Origin of the sequence: Weizmannia sp. CD-2023 (assembly GCF_036225245.1) — a bacterium.
In the GTDB taxonomy this organism is placed as follows: Bacteria; Bacillota; Bacilli; order Bacillales; family Bacillaceae_C; genus Weizmannia; species Weizmannia faecalis.
Genome location: NZ_JARTJQ010000057.1, coordinates 1 through 20,031 on the forward strand (window position 1 = coordinate 1; position 20,031 = coordinate 20,031).

Annotated in this window: 19 protein-coding genes; 8 read left to right on the top strand and 11 right to left on the bottom strand. The window is 45.6% G+C overall.

Annotated elements, in window-relative coordinates; translation table 11 throughout:
- Positions 1–578: 578 nt before the first annotated feature.
- Positions 579–1,772: an MFS transporter gene (locus P9687_RS07730; RefSeq protein WP_014096701.1), complete on the bottom strand. Its 1,194-nt coding sequence runs from the start codon at positions 1,770–1,772 to the stop codon at positions 579–581.
- 365 nt (positions 1,773–2,137) lie between these two features.
- Here P9687_RS07730 and pdxK point away from each other — a divergent pair, with 365 nt between their 5' ends.
- The 3 genes from pdxK to bshB2 all read left to right on the top strand — a co-directional run bounded on the left by pdxK (position 2,138) and on the right by bshB2 (position 4,120).
- Positions 2,138–2,956 carry a pyridoxine/pyridoxal/pyridoxamine kinase gene (pdxK, locus tag P9687_RS07735; protein ID WP_014096700.1) on the top strand — a complete coding sequence of 273 codons (819 nt, stop codon included), beginning with the start codon at positions 2,138–2,140 and terminating at the stop codon, positions 2,954–2,956.
- A 119-nt stretch (positions 2,957–3,075) separates the two neighbouring features.
- The gene (locus tag P9687_RS07740) at positions 3,076–3,423 is read left to right on the top strand and encodes a YojF family protein (protein WP_013860797.1); all 348 of its coding nucleotides are present in this window, start codon (positions 3,076–3,078) and stop codon (positions 3,421–3,423) included.
- A 13-nt stretch (positions 3,424–3,436) separates the two neighbouring features.
- Entirely contained in the window at positions 3,437–4,120 is a 684-nt protein-coding gene (gene bshB2 / locus P9687_RS07745) for a bacillithiol biosynthesis deacetylase BshB2 (protein WP_013860798.1), read from the top strand.
- A 105-nt stretch (positions 4,121–4,225) separates the two neighbouring features.
- Here the strand turns inward: bshB2 and P9687_RS07750 are convergent, their stop codons facing one another.
- The 4 genes from P9687_RS07750 to P9687_RS07765 all read right to left on the bottom strand — a co-directional run bounded on the left by P9687_RS07750 (position 4,226) and on the right by P9687_RS07765 (position 9,606).
- Positions 4,226–5,092 (bottom strand): Cof-type HAD-IIB family hydrolase, encoded by an 867-nt coding sequence (locus tag P9687_RS07750; RefSeq protein ID WP_035190670.1) that lies wholly within the window; start codon positions 5,090–5,092, stop codon positions 4,226–4,228.
- 4 nt (positions 5,093–5,096) lie between these two features.
- The gene (recQ, locus tag P9687_RS07755) at positions 5,097–7,259 is read right to left on the bottom strand and encodes a DNA helicase RecQ (protein WP_328228489.1); all 2,163 of its coding nucleotides are present in this window, start codon (positions 7,257–7,259) and stop codon (positions 5,097–5,099) included.
- A 102-nt stretch (positions 7,260–7,361) separates the two neighbouring features.
- Positions 7,362–8,633, bottom strand: a complete 1,272-nt coding sequence (locus P9687_RS07760; protein WP_035190676.1) for an alkaline phosphatase — start codon at positions 8,631–8,633, stop codon at positions 7,362–7,364.
- Between the two features lie 124 nt (positions 8,634–8,757).
- Positions 8,758–9,606: a MurR/RpiR family transcriptional regulator gene (locus tag P9687_RS07765; protein ID WP_035190678.1), complete on the bottom strand. Its 849-nt coding sequence runs from the start codon at positions 9,604–9,606 to the stop codon at positions 8,758–8,760.
- A 255-nt stretch (positions 9,607–9,861) separates the two neighbouring features.
- Between P9687_RS07765 and P9687_RS07770 the strand changes: the two genes are divergently transcribed.
- Entirely contained in the window at positions 9,862–10,728 is an 867-nt protein-coding gene (locus P9687_RS07770) for an alpha/beta hydrolase (protein WP_035190680.1), read from the top strand.
- Positions 10,729–11,653: 925 nt separating this feature from the next.
- Here the strand turns inward: P9687_RS07770 and P9687_RS07775 are convergent.
- The 5 genes from P9687_RS07775 to P9687_RS07795 all read right to left on the bottom strand — a co-directional run bounded on the left by P9687_RS07775 (position 11,654) and on the right by P9687_RS07795 (position 13,759).
- On the bottom strand, positions 11,654–11,830 hold the full coding sequence (locus tag P9687_RS07775) for an SE1832 family protein (RefSeq protein WP_162839565.1): 177 nt from the start codon (positions 11,828–11,830) through the stop codon (positions 11,654–11,656).
- 76 nt (positions 11,831–11,906) lie between these two features.
- Positions 11,907–12,386 carry a Cys-tRNA(Pro) deacylase gene (gene ybaK, locus P9687_RS07780; protein WP_035190693.1) on the bottom strand — a complete coding sequence of 160 codons (480 nt, stop codon included), beginning with the start codon at positions 12,384–12,386 and terminating at the stop codon, positions 11,907–11,909.
- 106 nt (positions 12,387–12,492) lie between these two features.
- The gene (locus P9687_RS07785; protein WP_164931356.1) at positions 12,493–12,639 is read right to left on the bottom strand and encodes a hypothetical protein; all 147 of its coding nucleotides are present in this window, start codon (positions 12,637–12,639) and stop codon (positions 12,493–12,495) included.
- 69 nt (positions 12,640–12,708) lie between these two features.
- Complete coding sequence (locus P9687_RS07790; protein ID WP_026684575.1) at positions 12,709–13,392, bottom strand: LrgB family protein; 684 nt, start codon at positions 13,390–13,392, stop codon at positions 12,709–12,711.
- A complete protein-coding gene (locus tag P9687_RS07795; RefSeq protein WP_013860811.1) occupies positions 13,382–13,759 on the bottom strand; it encodes a CidA/LrgA family protein in 378 nt (125 codons plus the stop codon). Before P9687_RS07795 ends, P9687_RS07790 begins: the two co-directional genes overlap by 11 nt.
- Before the next feature lie 102 nt (positions 13,760–13,861).
- Here P9687_RS07795 and P9687_RS07800 point away from each other — a divergent pair, with 102 nt between their 5' ends.
- On the top strand, positions 13,862–14,803 hold the full coding sequence (locus P9687_RS07800; RefSeq protein ID WP_035190683.1) for a LysR family transcriptional regulator: 942 nt from the start codon (positions 13,862–13,864) through the stop codon (positions 14,801–14,803).
- 149 nt (positions 14,804–14,952) lie between these two features.
- Here P9687_RS07800 and asnB read toward each other — a convergent pair whose 3' ends face one another.
- The gene (gene asnB / locus P9687_RS07805) at positions 14,953–16,800 is read right to left on the bottom strand and encodes an asparagine synthase (glutamine-hydrolyzing) (RefSeq protein ID WP_035190685.1); all 1,848 of its coding nucleotides are present in this window, start codon (positions 16,798–16,800) and stop codon (positions 14,953–14,955) included.
- Between the two features lie 354 nt (positions 16,801–17,154).
- Here asnB and P9687_RS07810 point away from each other — a divergent pair, with 354 nt between their 5' ends.
- The 3 genes from P9687_RS07810 (at position 17,155) to P9687_RS07820 (ending at position 19,890) form a co-directional block, all read left to right on the top strand.
- A complete protein-coding gene (locus tag P9687_RS07810) occupies positions 17,155–18,168 on the top strand; it encodes a DUF1646 family protein (protein WP_014096687.1) in 1,014 nt (337 codons plus the stop codon).
- 914 nt (positions 18,169–19,082) lie between these two features.
- The gene (locus P9687_RS07815) at positions 19,083–19,691 is read left to right on the top strand and encodes a sigma-70 family RNA polymerase sigma factor (RefSeq protein ID WP_035190688.1); all 609 of its coding nucleotides are present in this window, start codon (positions 19,083–19,085) and stop codon (positions 19,689–19,691) included.
- Complete coding sequence (locus P9687_RS07820; RefSeq protein ID WP_035190690.1) at positions 19,672–19,890, top strand: hypothetical protein; 219 nt, start codon at positions 19,672–19,674, stop codon at positions 19,888–19,890. Before P9687_RS07815 ends, P9687_RS07820 begins: the two co-directional genes overlap by 20 nt.
- Positions 19,891–20,031: the final 141 nt, after the last annotated feature.

Below are 20,031 nucleotides of genomic sequence, written 5' to 3' on the forward strand. Positions count from 1 at the left end.
CCTTCAGGAGACCAGTGAAACAGTAGTAGCCCTTCAATTCCTTATAATGAATCTGGAGCGGAAGCTCAGGGTTCTTTTTTTGAAATTTTTACACAACACTATTTTATATTTTTTTAACCGTAATTTGGCTTGTATCTGACAGAATCTCATTCGTTCAGCAAACCCTATTTACATGAAATTTACCGATTTTTTTAGATACAGATTCTAACTTGATTGGATTTGTCATATTCATTTTTTTTCACGCTTTCCATATTTAATAAAATAAGTTAGTGATATTGCAATTAATACATAGGAAAGAATATGTGAAGTATTACTATTCCCTGTAAAAATAAATGAGCATATAGTTGCAATGAAAACTAAAAAAACGATAACCCTTAAGATGATTGCCATATTGAAGTTGGACTCCTTTTTCTACAGTCTATTCGAAACAAGCAATGTAAGTGTTATAAGCTTAACGGCTGAAAAAGCGATGCCAAAGTACATTAACCCAACAAGTAAGCTTATTAAATTTAGACACAACTAATCCTAAAATATATCCATAGATGGATTCTTTTTTTCTTGTTAACGTACTTGGTGAATTATTTTGTTAAAGTATGATCGATCTCCTGTGACAATGCAATCCGCTTATTATATTTCGAATGAATAGAATATATGATTGTATAGCCAATGCCGATGATCAAATTTAAAATTGCAAAAACAATGAACAGCATAGATATGCTTAAATTATATAAATATCCCCCCACTGGACCTCCAACCGAGTCACCTACCAATACAGAAGATTGAACGATTCCCAAATAAAGGGTTAATTCTTCCGCAGGAAACATGGTATACTCCATTATTTCCCTCACTATTTGAAATCCTGTTATGAGGATCGCAAATAAAAAAACGGGAATGATGATCATATGACGCAAATCCATTACGCCAGTAAAAGTAAAGATAATAAAGATTACCAATTCTATTATTAAAAAGAAAATATTTGGCCGCTGATTCATTTTCTTATTGCGAAAGAACAAACTGCTAAGCATTTGAACAACAGAAACAATTGTCATCAGCGTACTGACAAATGATATATTAAATTGGCCTACTTCCTTTAATATTATGGGCAAATAAGGTTGCACTAAGCCAAGATTCATTCCGATAAGGATTCCTAAAGTATATACAAGAATTGCTATCTTTTTGTTTGATGGCAACACTGTTTTATTTCTTGTCTTTTTAATAATGTGATCATCCGGATAATCACGGATGAAAAAAACACCAAATAAAAGAATCGGAGCCATGATCAACAAACTAATATAAGATGCACTGCTCTCTCCTAAAAAATATAAGGCCTGCCCACTGAGAAATGTAGTGGAGATCATAGCAATTTGAGAAATAATGGCCTTTGATGATATTAATTTTGAACTTATTTCCGGATGATCAGCTATCAGTGCAGCGATCCAGGTTCGGGTAATTAATAAGACCGTTGCTGCCCCAATCCCTGATACGGCGCCGGAAATTATCGGAATAAAAAACGGCTGGGGAAAGATCCTGAGCAACATGCCTGCCATATAAAGCGGAATAAAAATAAATATCCCTTTTTTAATACTTAACTGATTTACTTTCTTTCCTAATAGAAAACTAAATGAACCTGCTACCGCCATGGCGGAATAAGATAAAGAAAAATTAAATACGCTATCGTTCTTTTCAAACCAAAGTATCTGGATATACTTGGATACCCCCATACTAAAGTAAAAAGTAAACAAGAAAATGGTTAACGTTTTAAATTTGTACATTACGAAACCTCTAATTTTTAAAGAATAAATAGAAGGCACGAACAATTTTGAAATTAATCAAATAAAATATTGTTTTCACAAGACATGGTTCTTTATCATGAAATTCTTATTTTTCTCAAGTTAAAATATAGTACAGAGGATTAAATAAGTCAATATTTACTTTCTATTTTAAATATTCCAATACCTTCTTTTGAAAGCCGGTCATTCTAAAGTTCGGTTCGCGGCCCTGCTGTGTGACTGGCAGATCATCCCCTGTTCATCAAGCATTCGGCCGCTTGATGCACGTCCCCGGGATTTGTATTTTTCATGGCAGTATTATATTCTAAAATAGTGTAAAGCTTATTTTTAAAGGAGATGGGTGCGTGATGGGTTTAAAGAAAACTTTTACGCTGGCTGGTTCTGATTCGAGCGGCGGCGCAGGCCTTCAGGCGGACTTGAAAACATTCCAGGAACTCGGGGTTTACGGCATGTCCGCGATTACTTCCATCGTTGCGATGGATCCAAAAAACGGTTGGCATCATAATGTTTTCCCGATTGATGTCAATATTGTCGAACCGCAGCTTGAGACCATCCTTTCTGTCGGAATTGACGCGATGAAAACCGGTATGCTCGGTTCAGTGGACATTATTGAGCTGGCCGCCCGTAAAATAGATGAATACCATCTCGACAAAGTGGTCATTGACCCAGTTATGGTATGTAAAGGTGAAGATGAGGTATTGCAGCCGGAAAATACGGATGCAATGCGCGAGCTTTTGCTTCCGCGGGCAACGATTACAACGCCGAACTTGTTTGAAGCCTGGCAGCTGGCCCAAACCGGCCCGATTAAAACCGTTGAGGACATGAAAGAAGCAGCGGTCAAAATCCATGAACTGGGCGCGAAAAATGTTGTCATAAAAGGCGGCAGAGGGCTGGATACAGATCAGGCCATCGACTTGTTCTATGATGGGGAAGACTTTGAAATTCTCGAATCGAAGAAAATCAAAACAACGTATAACCACGGTGCGGGCTGCACATTTGCCGCTGCCATCACGGCCGAACTGGCAAAGGGCAACACCGTGTCTGGCGCAGTGAAAGTGGCAAAAGAATTTGTCCATATGGCGATTGAACACGGCTTTAAGCTGAACGAATATGTCGGCCCTGTGATGCACGGCGCATATACCCGTTTCTCGCATACCAACTCTTAAGTCAAACCGGGCCCTGCCGGAACATTCCGCCGGGGACCCGGTTTTTAATTTTTCCTTAAAGTGCTGCCGGTTGGTATAATGGAAAGAAACAGGAGCGGACGGCCAAAAGGAGGAAGAAAATGGAACCGATACAAAAACAAACAGCCCAAAAATGGCTGGACGAACTTGCCGGAAAACCGGTGTATATCCATTTGGAAACAACCAATGGCGCCTATGCCTCCCATGTCAATGAGTCATTTTTCTCTGCAGGCGCCTATATCCGCAATGCGCAAGTATCCTATGAACACGGAAAAATTGTTGGGGACGGCCCTTACCGGATCGGCTTGAAAATGAAAATTGGCTGGATTTATGCAGAAGGCCTGACCCACTTTGAAAAAGATGAATTCGACCGCTTGCTTTTTGCCGGCCATGGTTATGACGGGAAGTTGGCTGTTGCCCTCGAATTGAGCATGACACCATTTGAGTGAGGAGATGAGAAAAATGGAAAAAGAGCGCCATGTTCTGGTGATTTTCCCGCATCCCGATGACGAGGCTTTCGGTGTATCCGGCACGATCGCAACCCATGTGAAAAACGGCACGCCGGTCACTTATGCCTGCCTGACGCTTGGGGAAATGGCGCGAAATCTCGGCTATCCCCCTTTTGCCACAAGAGAATCGCTGCCGCATATCCGGAAAAAAGAACTGCAAAAGGCGGCCGAGATTATGGGGATTCAGGATTTACGTATGATGGGGTTGCGCGATAAAACTGTAGAATTTGAAGACGATGAGAAGATGGTCAAAATGGTACTTGACCTCGTCCATGAGCTGAATCCGTCACTTGTCATTACCTTTTACCCGGGCTACTCTGTCCATCCTGACCACGAAGCAACCGGAAGAGCCGTTGTCCGCGCGCTCCGCCGAATTCCTGAAAACAAACGCCCGAAACTCCACTGCGTTGCTTTTTCCAAAAACCATGAAGCGGAGATCGGAAAGCCGGATGTCCGCAATGATGTAAGCGGCGCAGCTGAGCAAAAAATCGGCGCAATGAAAGCCCACCTATCCCAGACCGGCTGGATGATGGCAGAGCGGGAAGAAAAACTGAAGCAAAAAGACCCAGAAACCCTGGAATGGCTCCATTATGAATACTTCTGGAGGTATGACTGGGAAAACGACCGGGTCCGATAAGGGTAATTAACCCATAAAGGCGCCAATCGTTGAGTCGTGCAAGGAACTCTGCCTGCCAGACCCCCTGCCCTCGGTTTATCAAATATAAACCGGGGGCAATGGGTTCTAACCCATTTCAAGCATTCTGTAAATCGCTTTTGCCACGCCGTCTTCATCATTTCTTTTCGTCCGGTAGCGGCAAATTTCCAATACTTCATTTTCGGCATTTCCCATCGCAAACGGATAGCCCACCCTTTCGAGCATGGAAATATCATTTAAGTTGTCCCCGATGGCCATCGTTTTCTCCATTGAGAGCCCGTGTTTTTCCGTGTATTCCTTGAGCGCAATCCCTTTTTGCGCCGACACATGGTTGATTTCAATATTACGGAATCCTGATGAAGTCACTTTAATATCGGGAAAATCTTTTTCAAGGTGCTTGCCGATTTGTCGGAGCCTTTGTTCATCTTCATTGAAGGCCAATATTTTGTAAAACAAAATGGACGGATCGTGAAAAATATCCTTTGTATCTCGAATATTATGGACGTATCTCCGGATGCCGCGCTGCTCAATATAGTTCCGCACTTCTTCCACCGGCACTTCGGGGTTTGCGGTATGGAACAAATTGACCAGCATATCCATGTTTTCCTCGTAATCTTCCGTATAGGTACCTTTATTGGTAAAAAATTCATAATAAATGCCGAGTTGGTCGAAAACATCGGCCACCTGGGAAGCTGCCAGGGGATCCAGCCCGCTTGTTTTGAGTAATTTTCCCTTTTCATCCCGCACTTCGGCCCCGTTCAGCCCGATTACCGTACAGTCAATGCCGACAGGATCAAGCACAAGCCGCGCTTCTTCATAAGACCGGCCTGTTGTCACGACAAAGTGAATCCCTTTTTTCTGCGCCAGTTTAATCGCTTCGGCATTTGCCGGGCTGACTTCCTGCCTTGAGTTGAGCAAAGTGCCATCCATATCGGATGCGATACATTCAATCATGATGTCAATCCCCTCCAGATATATATGATGCTGGTTTTTCTTGTTCCGCATGATGCTTCCTTTCCTGTAAGAAGGCCCGGATCATAAAATAACTGACCTCATCCGGCAACAATTCCTTTATCGGCGTTAGCCGCCCGGAACCTGCCCGGCTGATGGCATCCGCAATTTGATCCCGGTACCTTTCGGGAATGAAACGGCTCCATTCTACCGGAAATCCCTCATCTGAACATTTGATCACATGCGTTTCAATCGTTCTTTCCGACATGCCGCGGATTTCTGCGATTTCCTGGATCGTTTTGCCTTCTTGCAACAGACGGTATGTCACATGGTGGCTTTTTTCTTTCCCGTCTTCACGTGCCTTTTTTGTACGCGGCTGCGCTTGTGCTTGTATCCCTTCTTCTTCCATGTAAGTCCGGATCACGCGCATAAACAGCTCGGCGTACTGTTCCACCTTTCTTTCCCCAACCCCTTTCACCTGCAGGAAAGCTTCCCTGGTTACCGGCATCCTGGCACTCATTTCCCTTAGCGATTGGTCGGAAAAGACAATATAAGGCGGTATTTTTTCACGGTCCGCAATCTCTTTGCGAAGTGTCCGCAGTTTTTCAAACAAAAGGTTATCGGATGCAATTTGCTGCGCCCTGACACTTTCTTTCCGGAAAACCTGTTTTTTTGAAAGCAGGACTTCCACTGCCTTTTTGGTCAGCATAAGCACCGGGTATGTACCGTCTTTGGCGCGCAAAAAACCGTCAGCTGTCAGAAAATCAATCAGTTCTGCCACTTCTTTTTGCTTTTTGTCTTTCATAATGCCAAAAGTGGACAGCTTGTCAAAACCGAATTGCCTGATTTTCTGGTCGTTTGATCCGGCCAGCACTTTTGCAATCATCGTTTTGCCGAACCGTTCCTGCATCCTTTTGACACAGGAAAAAACCATTTGCGCTTCTTTTGTCACGTCTGTTTTTGCGCGGGTATCCAGGCAGTTGCCACATTTACCACATGGCTGTGCCTCTTCTTCGCCGAAATAATGCAAAATGAACTGTTGAAAACAGCCTTCCGTATGGCAGTAGTCCAGCATTTTTCGCAACTTGGCATACTCGCCCGGTTTTCTGTCTTCGTTTACTGACTTCTCGATTAAAAAAGTTTGCGTATGGATATCCTGGGGAGCAAACAGCAAAATACAGTCGCTTTCTTCCCCGTCGCGCCCGGCCCGTCCTGCTTCCTGGTAATACGCCTCCATATTTTTCGGCAAATTATAGTGGATGACAAACCGCACATTGCTTTTATCAATCCCCATTCCGAACGCGGAAGTGGCGACCATGACGGAAATATCATCGTATAAAAACCGGTCCTGAAAGCTGTCGCGCTCCGCTTCTTTCATCCCTGCATGATATTTTCCCGCACGAATGCCATTTTTAACAAGAAAATTGTAAATGCGTTCGGTCTCTTTTCTCGTTGCCGTGTAAAGTATCCCGGACTGGTTTGCATTTTTCAGGATGTAGTCCAGTACAAAGGCATCGCGGTTCTGGCCTTTCACCACCTGAAAATGCAGGTTCTCACGGGCAAAACCTGTCGCCACCGTGTTTTCTTCCGGAATCATAAGCAGCCGGCAAATGTCTTCCTTTACCTGCGGCGTTGCGGTAGCGGTTAAAGCAAGCGTCACCGGCTTTGGCTTGAATTGGGAAATCAATTTTTCGATTAAACGGTAGCTTGGGCGGAAGTCGTGACCCCATTGTGAGATACAATGCGCTTCATCAACAGCAATAAGGGAGACATTGATGTTTTCGAGAAGATGTAAAAAAGGAGGAAATTCGAGCCGTTCCGGTGCGAGATAGATTAATTTGTATGCGCCTGTTGATGCAGCCGCAAGCCGCTCATCGATTTCTGCCGGATTCAGGGAGCTGTTCACATATGTTGCCGGTATCCCGATGTTTTCCAGTGTATCCACCTGGTCTTTCATCAAGGAAATCAGCGGCGAAATGACAAGCGTGACCCCTGGTAAAAGCATGGCCGGCACCTGGTAGCAAACCGACTTTCCCCCGCCGGTCGGCATCATGCCCAATGTATCCTTGCCATCCATGATCTGGCTGATAATGGCTTCCTGCCCGCGGCGAAAATGGTCATAGCCATAATATTGTTTTAAAACCTGTCTGGCTTTATCCATTGCTGCCACAAGGCTCCCATCCTTTCCGCAAAATTTGCCTCTATTATAACAGATTTTGCCGGGGCGGTATACGAAGAAAACCACCCCGGCAGTTGTCCGGCCCGCTATATATTATTTTTTCAACCCCATCGCTCTCAGCAACGCATCATGAATATATGTGTTTTCATAAGTACCTTCAAACAACGATGCGCCGCTTCCTGTCGCCGTAAGCGGAATGTCGGCTGCCGTATGGCCAGAAGTTGTCCAGTCCACGACAAATTGCTCGCTGGAACCCGCCACCTGGAACGGTCCGTCTTCTTTTGAAATGCCGTCCCCGGATTCGTCGCTGTGCTCGACGTTTTCAACCGTCATGCCGCCGCAGTCATGGTCGGCCAGGACAAGCACAAGTGTATCCGGGTGCTTTTTCGCATAATCTTTTGCCGCTTTAACGGCATTATCCAGTTGCCGGCCCGCCTTGATCAGCTGGGAGGCATTATTTTCATGGGCCATTTCATCGATCGCTTCTTCTTCAACCATCAGGAAAAAGCCTTTTTTATTTTTTGACAGCGTGCTGATTGCTTTTTCCGTCATTTGCGGAAGCGAAACAACCGGGTCATACTGGTCGCCATGGCCCTCCTCTCGCTGTTCAAACATTTCTTCATTGGCAAAAAGGCCTAAAAGCTTATTCCCGCCTGCCTTTTTCAACCCGGAAGCATTTGTCACATACTGGTAACCGAGCCGTTTCGCTTTGCTGACAAGATTTCCTTCCGTGCCTTTGCTTGCTTCGGAAGGATCTTTTGCCGGATGGTCTTCATAAGCGCCCTGTGAGCCTTTCGGGTACCAGTAATCTTCCCCGCCGCCGAGCAGCACGTCCACTTTGCTGTTTTCCAAGTATTGCTTTGCAATTTTGCTCTGTTCGGAACGGTTTTTGACATGGGCACCGAAAGCGGCAGGCGTTGCATCTGTGATTTGGCTTGTTGTGACCAATCCTGTTGCTTTGCCGGCTTGCTTTGCTTCTTCAAGAACGGTCTTTTTGCTTACTTTGTTGGCATCAACACCGATTGCCCCGTTATACGTTTTGACGCCTGATGCCATAGCGGTCGCAGCTGCAGCCGAATCGGTCACCACGGAGGTGGAGCTTGTATGTACGACCCCCGCATACGGCATTTTGTTCATCTCAAGGTCCCCGCTCAGGCCGGTTGAAGCAAGGCGGATCGCATCCCGCTGCGCAGCCCCCATACCATCCCCGACAAACAGAATCACATTCTTCGCCTTCGCGGAAGCTACATGACCGGTGTGCTTCGAAGGCTTGTAAGCTTTTGCATCTGTAATGCCGTATACCCCCAATGTCGCCACTGCAGACAAGGCAATTGCCGCTTTCATTATACGGTTCTTTTTACCCAATGTTCTTCCTCCCCTTTTCGTTTTGTGCTTACACCTCCATTGTAAAAAAGGATTTTGAAGGAAGTATGTTGAATTTGTAAAAGAAAGATATAAATCCTGTGTACGGGCCTTTACAAAATGCCGGTTATCTTCTCAACCTAAGGTATTCGTTTCTCGTTTCATTGTAATACTTCAAAATGTCTTCCCCTTTGCGCTGAAAAACACTTAAATAAAGCGCATCAATGATATTCAGCTGCGCCATTCGCGAAGACGTTGTTCCGATCCGGAAATCTTCCTCGGATATCGGCGTACAAAGCCTGATATCCGCTTGTTTATACAATGGAGATTTCTCCATATTCGTGATGGCAATCACTTTTGCCCCTTTCCTTTTCGCAAAATCAGCGAGTTCGAGCACATCCTTCGTCCGCCCGGAAACGCTGAGCGCCACAAACACATCCATCTTATTCATGTAAGGGATTAGGGAGATTAGATAATGATAATCTTGGGAAAAAATGGACTGGCACCCCAGCCTTGTAAATTTATAGCATGCATCGACAGCGGCAGTTACCGACCCGCCGACACCAAAAAACACCACTTTTCTAGCATTTTCAAGCACGTTGGCGGCTTTTTCCAGTTCTCTCCTGTCAAGGGAAGAAACACACGATTCTATCGCCTTCTTATTCCCATACGTAACTTTTTGGAATAAATCATAAGGAGAATCTTTTTGTTGCAAAATTGAAAAGTCTGTCATATGACTTTCGGTTAAAGTTAAATTTTTCACAAGCTCCAGCTTAAACGTCTTAAAGCTCGCAATGCCGATCGTTTTGCAAAACCGGACAACGCTCGACTCGCTTACACTGGTTTTTTCCGATAAATCCTTTGTGGTCATTGTCGGAACCATTTCGGGATGTTCCAAAATATATGTGCCAATTTTCTTCTCTGTGCCCGTAAAGTGATGCATTTCCTTTTGAATTCGTTCAAGTATTGAATCCACAACTTTTCCTCCATTTATAACCATCATTGGTATACGCGAGGCAACAGGCGTTTTCCCGCCTTTACGCCTGCCTATTCACCAGTAAAGAAAACAGCGCTTTCCAACATCATAGAATGAAACTTTTTCTCCGTCAATGGCATCGGAAAAATTCTGTTACAACCGCTTTCTCCCTATTCCCTTTCGCTACTTTGTATGATAAAATAAACATCATTTCGCAGGAAAGTTACACCATGACTTCCATCAAGGGGTGTTAGCATGCCATATATCCAGCGTCGGAATGCGATTCTGGCCATGATTTGTTTGTTTCTTATGCTCAGCCTTTCAACTGTATGGTTTTCCTATCGTACGGACAAAAGCAATGCCGCTGCGGCCCCGCCGGCACAAAAACCCGTTCCGACTGTGTTCGTACACGGCTATAAAGGAACGGCCCGATCGTTTAATGGGATGCTCGGTCGGCTGGAAAAAAGCGGAACCGCTGAAAAAGCAATGGTGATTCGCGTTACAAAAGACGGGATGATTGTGGTCAATGGGGAAATTTCCAACCGGGCCCGGCATCCGATGATCCAGGTCATTTTTTCCGATAACCGTGCAAGTTTCCGGCAAACGACCGGCTGGCTTGAAAAAACCATGCACATTCTTTATACGAAATACGATGTGAAAGAAGCCAATCTCGTCGGGCATTCGATGGGCGGTTTGATTTGCACAAAATATATTGAAGACACTTCCGGCAGGCGGCAATATCCGGACATTCAAAAGCTTGTCACGATTGGCAGCCCTTATGAAGGCGTGCTGACTCGTGTTTTTAAGCAAAATCCGAATAATACCGGCGATGCGGCGCGCGACCTGCTTCCGGGTTCCGTTGCGCTCAAAGCTTTGTATGCCAACAAAAGCCGGTTCAACCCGCATATTCAGGTGCTTGCCATTGCAGGCGTTGTGAATAAGCCGGCATCGGGGGATTCCCTTGTATCCCTGGACAGCGCGCTCTTCAGCAGGTTCATCGTGCCGAAAAAGCAGTACACGTCTAAAATTGTTTACGGCAAAAACGCGCAACACAGCAGCCTTCATGAGAATAGACGTGTAGACCAGCTTGTCGCGGACTTTCTTTGGCATGCAAAAAAATAGAAAAAACGGCGAAACCTGCGTAAAAGCAGCATTCGCTGCTTTTTTATTTAGTCCGAAGAAACCGCTTTCCATTTGTTGCCGGAACCGGTTCTTCAAGTTTGATTAGGGCTTGCTGAATAAGCAAAATTTCTAGATTTGGCAAGGATGCTCACGGCTTTTGCTTAAATTGAATGCAAGGGTTTTATAAAAAATACAGGGAAAAGCTTGCACTTCAAACGCACCCTATATGAAGGAAGGCCTTCATTTTTCTTCGCTTCCTTAACATAGACGCGCCCTATGTGAAGGAAGGCCTTCGTTTTTTCGTGCTTCCTTAACATAGACGGGTTCTATGTGAAGGAAGACCCTCGTTTTTCCGCGCTTTTTTAACGTAGACGCCCTCTATGTGAAGAAAGACCTTCGTTTTTTCGTGTTTCCTTAACGTAGACAGCCTCTATGTAAAGGAACAACGTTATTTTTCCGCACTTTCTTAACGTAGACGGGCTCTATGTGAAGGAAGACCCTCGTTTTTTCGTGCTTCCTTAACGTAGACGCCCTCTATGTAAAGGAACAACGTCATTTTTCCACGCTTCCTTAACGTAGACGGGCTCTATGTGAAGGAGGACCCTCGTTTTTTCGTGCTTCCTTAACGTAGACGCGCCCTATGTGAAGAAAGACCGTCCATTTTCCTCGCTTCCTTCACATAGGGCTTGCTGAGAATAAGCAAAATTCCTAGACTTGGCAAAAATTTAATCTTGCACTTGAAAACTGGTTCAAAGTATAGAGCAGACAGAATCGCATTTTCAAAGATGGATTCTTCTATATTTTTAGACAAATCTTGTTGACAAATTGGGTACAAACTCAGAGTCGGATTCGTTCAGCAAGTCCTTATTAAAGTTGAAGCGATCCGGTGAAAAAGCAATCTGCCCTCTTCTTTGCAAGCAAAAGATTAAAAGCGGTCCAATTGCTGATACAGTTTCTTTAATGCCTGTTCAATCTCCGCGAGCTGTTTTTCAAGCGGGTGAAGGTTGCCCTTTACATACTCCAATTTCTCCAAATCTTGCTGCAGGCGGACATAATCCGCTTTCAAATCGGCAATTTGGTACTCTACTTCCCGTTTATCCATGTTGCTCCCCCTTACAGAAAATGATGGAACATGTCACGCATCTGAAAAATCTCACCGTCTTTGGCACGGATCCTTTTCAATGTATTAAATCAGCATAGTTTGCGTCGGCGGCTTTTAAAAGATCACCAGGCGCCAAAACAATTTGCGTGCCGATCCGCCCCGCGCTTACGATCACTTCATCAAGCGTTGCTGCACTCTCATCGACAAATGTCACATAGTGCTTCTTCATGCCGATCGGGGAACAGCCGCCGCGGATATAGCCAGTATATTTTTGGATATCTTTCACATGGACCATTTCGATCTTTTTCTCGCCCGCTGCTTTTGCGGCTTTTTTCAGGTCGAGTTCTGCCGCAACCGGGATGACAAACACATAAAGTTCGCCGCTGTGACCCTGCGTGACCAGCGTTTTATAAACGGCTTCAAGCGGTTTTCCGATTTTTCCCGCAACGGAGATGCCGTCGATTTTCCCGTCCTTCACCTCATACGACAGCATGCCGTACGGGATTTGCTGCGCATCAAGCAGCCGCATCGCGTTTGTTTTTGCCGTTTTTCCCAAATTCACCACTTCCTCTAAAAGCCTGTTACTATAAGTGTACCGGTTTCGGAGCGGATTTTCCATCATAACAAAAAGCCGGCCTGCATGGGGCGAGGCCAGCTTTCCTTTATTTACGCACACCTTTTTTCTTTTTCTGGTCGATTTCATCTTTTCTGCCCGTGGAGAATTCCACGAGTTCTTCTGCAATCTCATTTCCAAGCTTGGCATTTTTATTCCGCTCAGCATTTTGGTTTCCGTATTTTTGCCTGCCCATTTGCACGCTCCTTTCCTTTTTTACAGCTATATTTTGCATTGAAAAAGGAAGAATATGCGGCGTTTTAGATTAATGAATGATATGGGATACCATCCACGGCGTAACAAAAATGGAAATAGCCGCAACGATAATCATGCTGACGCTGGAAATGGCGCCTGACCGGGCACTGAGTTCGAATGCTTTAGAAGTGCCGATCCCGTTCGCATGCGTTCCAAGCAGGATGCCGTGGGCAATTTCGTTTTTAATGCGCAAATGCTTGATCAGCCACGGAGCCATCACAGAGCCGATAATTGCGTTCAAAATCACAAAGACAGCCGTAACAGACGGCACGCCGCCGATTTTTTCAGATACGCCCATTGCAATCGGGGTTGTGATCGTAAACGGGATGATACTGTGCTCCAGGCTTTTGCTGAAATGAAAAAGCGTGGCGATGGCCGAGGAAAGGAATACTGCCATCAGCCATCCCGCCCCGATGCCGATTAAAATTTCAACCGCATATTGGCGGACGATTTTAAAATGGCGGTAAAGCGGCACAGCAAAAGCAACAATGGCCGGCTGCAGCAAATCCGTTAAAACAGAGGTGCCTTTCTGGTAGTCCCGGTACGGTATATCTTCCCCGAGTAAAAAGGCGCCTAATAATACCGGCGTGACAAGTAGTGGGGAAACAAAGATTTTTTTGTATTTCCCGTACAGTTTTTTGAAAATCCAGTAACTTCCAACCGTTAACAGCAGGCACACGATTTTAACGATCACGCATTCTCACGCTCCTTCGATTTGCAATTTTGTCCGCAAGCCATCCCGAACAGGCCATCGCGGCAATCAGGCTGATCAAGATCACCACCAAGATTTCCGGGCCGTTATGGACAAGCAGGTTTCTATACTTCACCATGCCGACTGCTGACGGGATAAAAAACAACAGCAGCTCCGCCATCAGGAAATTAGCCCCGATTTCAATCCAGCCCATTTTTACGATACCGAATTGCAGCAGGAGAAAGAGGGCAATCATTGCCAGCATGCTGCCCGGCAGCGGGATGTGCAACAGTTTTGCAGCTGCGCCCATGACTTCAGCGAACAGATACAAACCGACAATCTGTAACATTCCGATCAGGATTTTTTTCAATATTTTCACCTTCTATAACTAGTTTACCGCGCCGGCGATAATAGGTAAAATGAATATATAGAATGGTAAAAATGCCTTTTATCTATACAAGGAGGGTTCCAGTTGGATATCCAGCATCTCCAGTACTTTGTTTCCGTTGCCACTCACGGCAGCTTCACGAAAGCCGCCCGGGAATGTTATGTATCGCAGCCGACAATCAGCAAAATGATAAAAAGCTTTGAAGAAGAACTCGGCGTCCCCTTGTTTAACCGCGCCGGGAAAAAAATCGTCCTCACCGATGCCGGACAGGCCGTTTTTCAGCAGGCGCAAAAAACGCTGAAAGCTTTTCGGCAGCTGACAGATGCGATCAATGATGTGGCCGGCCTGAAAAAAGGCAAAATCCGGATCGGGCTGCCGCCAATGATCGGGTCGCGCTATTTTCCCCGGGTCATTGATGAATTTCATCATGCCTACCCGGACATTAAAATCCAGCTCGTGGAAGATGTTACAAGAAAAGTGGTACATGATGTTGAAAATGGGACATTGGATCTCGGCGCCGTCGTGATGCCGGTTGATGATGAGGTGTTCGGGCATTTTTCGTTTGTCCATGACCGGCTTGTGCTGCTTGTGCACCCTTCCCACCGGCTTGCAGGCTGCTCAAGCGTCCGGCTGAAACAGCTGAAAGAGGAGGAATTCATTTTTTTCCATAGAGATTTTGCCCTTCACGACCAGATTATAAAGGAATGCTTGAAGCTCGGGTTTATGCCGAACATTATTTACGAAAGCACCCAGTGGGACCTCATCTGTGAATTGGTAGCGTCCAATCTCGGCGTTGCCCTGCTGCCAAGTACAATATGCCATGCGTTTAACCCGGAACGCGTCAAAATCATTCATCTGGAAGAACCTGTCCTCCCGTGGAATCTGGCAATCATCTGGCCGAAACACCAATACCTTTCTTTTGCGGTAAAAGAGTGGATCCGGTTTACAAAGAATTTATTCGGCCGCGGGATCCCGCCTGCCGTGCCGCAACCGGAAGAAGCCATGAAAAAAGAAAGTGAAAAATAGGGGCGCGGGTTCAAAAAAGGGGCGGGTTTTGAGGCACTGCGAAATACTTCTGAAAGGCAGGTGAAAGGTGTCTACATAATAGCCGTAGTGATGTTTGAGACAATGCGAAATGCGTCTGAAATCCAAAAAAACCGGCTTGAGGCAGCCGGCTAAGCCTTAATGTCAATCCTGTATGTTTCAAACCAGTAATGGATCTGGGCGAGGTAGGCAAGCAGCTGCGGGCCCGTCATCAGCTGTCCGAACCACGGTGTCCGGAATGCTTTCCCATCTGTCTCCATCAGCTCCATTAATTGATCGCGATGCAGAAATTCATACAAAATGGAATCTTTCTGTTCCAAAACTTCACCGAGCCACCGCTTCACTGCTGCCGTGTAAGCCGGATGGTGCGTTTTCGGATACGGGCTTTTTTTCCGGTATAAAATCTCTTCCGGCAAAATGCCTTCCAGTGCTTTCCGCAAAATGCCCTTTTCCCTGCCGCCGTACATCTTCATCTCCCACGGTATATTCCAGACGTACTCCACAATCCGGTGATCGGCAAACGGTACGCGCACCTCGAGGCTCGCCCCCATGCTCATCCGGTCTTTCCGATCAAGGAGTGTTGCCATAAACCAAAGCATATTGATGTAAAACAGCTGGCGACGCTTTTTTTCCAAATCGGTTTCGCCATCTAAAAGCGGCGTTTCCGCGACAGACGCTTCATATTTCGACATCACGTAATCTTTTAACTGCAATTTTTCCTGCCAGCCTTCTTTTAACAGGCCGATCCGTTCATCGAGGGACCGCATCCACGGGAAGCCTTCACGGTTCAAATCATCTTCGCGCCGGAACCACGGATACCCGCCGAAAATTTCATCCGCGCACTCACCCGAAAGGCTGACGGTAAAATCCTTTTTGATCTCGCGGCAAAACCAGAGCAGCGATGAGTCAACATCCGCCATTCCCGGCACATCCCGGGCGAGAACAGCCGCTTTTAAAGATTCGGCCAGTTCTTCCTGCGTGATCACGCAATGATGGTGGACTGTATCAAATGCTTCTGACATCTTGCGGATAAATACCCCGTCAGCATCCGGCTGAAAATCATTCGCTTTGAAGTATCGGTCGTTCCCTTCGTAATCAATGGAAAAAGTATGCAGCCGCCCTTTTCCTTCCCTTTGAAAATGGCCTGCAGCAATGGCGGTAATGGCGCTTGAATCGACGCCGCCGGATAAAAACGTGCAAACCGGGACATCCGAGACAAGCTGGCGGACAACCGCATCCTGAATGAGCGAACGGATCGTTTCCGCCGTTTCCTCTGCTGCCTCCGTATGCGGCGCGCTTTTCACGTTCCAGTACCGCCACACTTTTAATCCGTTACGATCCATCTTCAGCGCATGTGCCGGGCGCAGTTCCGCCATGCCGCGAAATATTCCCGTCCCCGGTGTTCTCGACGGCCCGATCCCCCATATTTCGGCAAGCCCCGCCTCATCCACTTCCGCTTTTACATCCGGGTGAGCGAGCATCGCTTTTACTTCCGAGCCGAACAAAAGCCCGCTTCCGTGTGCTTTGTAAAAAAATGGTTTTACCCCAAGGCGGTCGCGTGCTGCAAATACCTGTTCCTTGTTCCCGTCCCAGACCGCAAACGCAAAAATGCCGTTTAGGCGGTCCACACATGCCTCTCCCCACTCGATATAAGCGGTTAAAAGCACTTCCGTATCCGAGTGGCCTTGATAAGTATAGCCTTTTTTCAAAAGCTCCGCGCGCAAATCTTCCGTATTGTACAATTCGCCGTTATAGCAAATTGTATACATCTTTCCGTCCTTTTGTCGCGTCATCGGCTGCACGCCGCATAAAGGGTCAACAACGACGAGCCGTTTATGGCCGAATGCCGCATGCGGCGAAAGCCAGTAATTCGTATCATCCGGTCCCCGTTTGGTCAACGTCTCTGTCATTTTTTTGACCGTTTCCAGTTCACTCCGCAAGTCTTTTTGAAAATCGACCCATCCGGTTATTCCGCACATTCCGGCTCACCCTTCCTGAATTTCTCTTCTTCCTGCAGCCCATAAAAGCCGCTTTGCCGTGCCATTTTTCTTACCGGCTGTATTAGTATATAGGCGCATGCCCGGAAATGTGCATGGCCCGTATGTGTAAAATTTTACGTGAAGGGGTAACGGGGTGGAAAAAAATGGGAGGCTGTGGTGTGAAACGAAGTGAAAATGTCTTTTATGGTAAAATAAAACTATATAAAATGGACAAAATATTGCCGTTCTATTGCCTGCCGCAAAAAAGTAGTTCTCATGCAAATGGATGCTCGGGCTTGATGTAAAAACTTAAGTTCATTTTATATAAGTTTTTTTACAGAAAGGGTTGAGCCGATGATTTCCGCTTTGATCATCATCCTGGCGCTCGTCTTGTTATTGCCTTTTTTTGTGCCATTTGTCGAGCGCAATTTGGAAATATTTTTGTTTATCATGGGATGGGCTGCGGCCATTGCCGGCGGTGTCCTAGACAAGCCTCTGTTGAGAAAGGCTTTGGAAGACCCGGTTAACATCACCATTGCCGTATTTGTAGCCGGCCTGTTGTTCCGCTGGCTGGAGCGGCCGCTTGAAAAAGTAATTTCCGCCATTAACCGGGGGATACCGTTTCCGCTTCTGGCTGCCTTGACGGTAATCATTCTCGGGTTGCTTTCGAGTGTCATCACGGCCATTATTGCCGCTTTAATTTTAGTCGTGATTGTCAGCGTGCTGCGGCTTGACCGGAAATCGGAAACACAGCTCGTCGTCTACTCCTGCTTTTCCATCGGGCTCGGCGCCGCACTGACGCCGATCGGCGAACCGCTCTCCACCCTTGCGATCAGCAAGCTGGGGGAGGACTTTTTCTATTTGCTTCGCCTGATCGGGCCGGAAGTCATTTCGGCAGTTGTGATTTTCGGCATTCTGGCTGCCATTGTGATCAAACCCGAACAGTCGGCGATCGGGCTGAAAACGGCGCATAAACGAGAGTCGTATGTGGAAATTGCGGGGCGGACAGTGAAAATTTACTTGTTTGTGATGGGGCTGACCCTGCTCGGCGCAGGGTTTGAACCGCTCATTAACCGCTTCCTGCTCGATTTGAGCCCGTTTATTTTGTACTGGATCAATATGATTTCAGCCGTGCTGGACAATGCGACACTGGCAGCAGCAGAAATCAGCCCGAAAATGGCGGACAAAACGGTACAGGCCATTTTGCTCGGACTGCTGATCAGCGGAGGCATGCTTGTACCCGGCAATATCCCGAATATTATCTCCGCCGGAAAACTCCGGATCACAAGCCGGGAATGGGCCCGGTTCGGCCTCCCAATCGGCCTCGCCGCCATGGCCGTTTATTTTGTCGTGATTTTGTTTGTATAAGAGGGTTGAAGACAGATTTACAAAAGGATAGGGATGGCTCCCGCTTTGTTCTTTTTCTGTTATGAAAGACATTTGCGCGGCGGGCTATCCCTTTTTTCTTTATCCCTGTTGTGAAAGACATTTTGGGGGGCGAGGGATACTACGTTTGTCTTTCATCCGTGTTATGAAAGACATTTGGGACGCGAGGGATTCTCTTTTTGTCCTTCATTCCTGCTGTGAAGGACATTTGGGACGCCGAGGATTCTCCTTTTGTCCTTCATCCGTGTTATGAAAGACATTTGGGACGCGGGAGACTCTCCTTTTGTCCTTCATCCCTGTTATGAAAGACATTTGGGACGCGAGGGATTCCCCTTTTGTCCTTCATCCTTGTTATGAAGGACATTTTGGGACGCGGGGGATTCTCCTTTTGTCCCTCATCCCCGTTATGAAGAACATTTGGGGAGGCGGGACTTCTCCTTTTGTCTTTCATTCCTGCTATGAAGGACATTTGGAACGCCGGCGATTCTCCTTTTGTCTTTCATCCCTGCTGTGAAGGACATTTTGGGGGGCGGAATTCCTTATTTTGTCCTTCATACGTGTTATGAAAGACATTTGGGACGCGAGGGATTCTCCTTTTGTCCTTCATCCCTGTTATGAAGGACATTTTGGGGGACGGGGATTCTCTTTTTGTCTTTCATCCCCGTTGTGAAGGACAGACTGGGCTCTTTTACGTCTGTCTTAGGGTCACCATTCTTAAGAACCTATTAGAACGCAATTGCAGGCACTAACTTGCCCCCCATAGTCCCATCTTTATACCCTTGATAAAAATAATCTTATTTATTAAAAAAATAAACGTATGTTCGTTTTTTGGTTTATAATTGTAGTATCCCATTCACTTTATATAATAAGATATTTACACAGGGGGGTAGGTTGCTGTGTTCTTCAACAAATGTGATCCTAAGGTTAAAGATTTGTTAAATACAAGCAGGGTGTTAAAAAATCCATTAATTAAAGGGTTCTTAGAAAACGAAGAGAACTTTCGCTTGTTTCAAAAAGCAGTTTTATCTCCAACCAAAGAAAACAAAACTAAAGTTGAAGAAAAGTTCAGTTCGTACTATGAAAAAGTGCGCATGGTCGCTTATTACCACAGGCTCATCAAACAATATGCAATTGACTTTGACAAAAGATTAAGAAAGGCAAGAGACAAATATAGCCTTACTCTTGAGACACCATTGGAATCTGGTAATGAAGAAGCAGAAACATTGTTGTCTCTGATTCCTGACGAAAAAGTAAATGAAAACATCATATACGAGAAAACACTCAAAGAAGCAATTAGTGACGAAAAACTGTATAATGCTTTAAAATCCTTAACTGAAACCCAGTACAGGATTTTGGAATTGATTTATGCGAGAGGACTCACAACGAAAGAAATTGCAGATATTATAAAATCAACCCCGCAGAACGTATCCAATATCCACAGAAAAGCAATAAAAAAATTAAGAAAAATAATGGTGGGTGAGAACTATGAATACAAAAAACAATGAATACTCCGAAAACGACTTCTTAAAAAAATTTGAAAAAACTGTCGAAAAATCTCTTTATCAAACGGATCCACAAGAAAGAGATGATTTACGGCAGGAGCTATATATGAAAATTTATGAAAAGTCGTCTTATTTAAACTTTAAAAAAGAAACACCAAGCTTTTGGGATTCAGCTCTGAAGAGTAAATTCATCAATTTTTAGATGTTTTATGATAAAATGACTTATCCACATTTAGAAAATTTTTCCATCTATTTTTTCTGCTTTCAAAGCCAAAAAGAGCCGAATTTGCAAATTTCTTTTTTAAAATTGTGGATAACTTCAAAAAAACCTTTTTTTACATCA

Excerpts from the sequence above, each read along its gene's own strand:
- P9687_RS07750 (WP_035190670.1), bottom strand. The coding sequence starts at position 5,092 with ATGATTGAATGTATCGCATCCGATATGGATGGCACTTTGCTCAACTCA.
- P9687_RS07785 (WP_164931356.1), bottom strand. The coding sequence starts at position 12,639 with ATGGGCAGGCAAAAATACGGAAACCAAAATGCTGAGCGGAATAAAAAT.
- P9687_RS07730 (WP_014096701.1), bottom strand. The coding sequence starts at position 1,772 with ATGTACAAATTTAAAACGTTAACCATTTTCTTGTTTACTTTTTACTTT.
- P9687_RS07770 (WP_035190680.1), top strand. The coding sequence starts at position 9,862 with ATGCCATATATCCAGCGTCGGAATGCGATTCTGGCCATGATTTGTTTG.
- bshB2 (WP_013860798.1), top strand. The coding sequence starts at position 3,437 with ATGGAAAAAGAGCGCCATGTTCTGGTGATTTTCCCGCATCCCGATGAC.
- P9687_RS07820 (WP_035190690.1), top strand. The coding sequence starts at position 19,672 with ATGAATACAAAAAACAATGAATACTCCGAAAACGACTTCTTAAAAAAA.
- asnB (WP_035190685.1), bottom strand. The coding sequence starts at position 16,800 with ATGTGCGGAATAACCGGATGGGTCGATTTTCAAAAAGACTTGCGGAGT.
- P9687_RS07740 (WP_013860797.1), top strand. The coding sequence starts at position 3,076 with ATGGAACCGATACAAAAACAAACAGCCCAAAAATGGCTGGACGAACTT.
- pdxK (WP_014096700.1), top strand. The coding sequence starts at position 2,138 with ATGGGTTTAAAGAAAACTTTTACGCTGGCTGGTTCTGATTCGAGCGGC.
- P9687_RS07810 (WP_014096687.1), top strand. The coding sequence starts at position 17,155 with ATGATTTCCGCTTTGATCATCATCCTGGCGCTCGTCTTGTTATTGCCT.
- P9687_RS07775 (WP_162839565.1), bottom strand. The coding sequence starts at position 11,830 with ATGGATAAACGGGAAGTAGAGTACCAAATTGCCGATTTGAAAGCGGAT.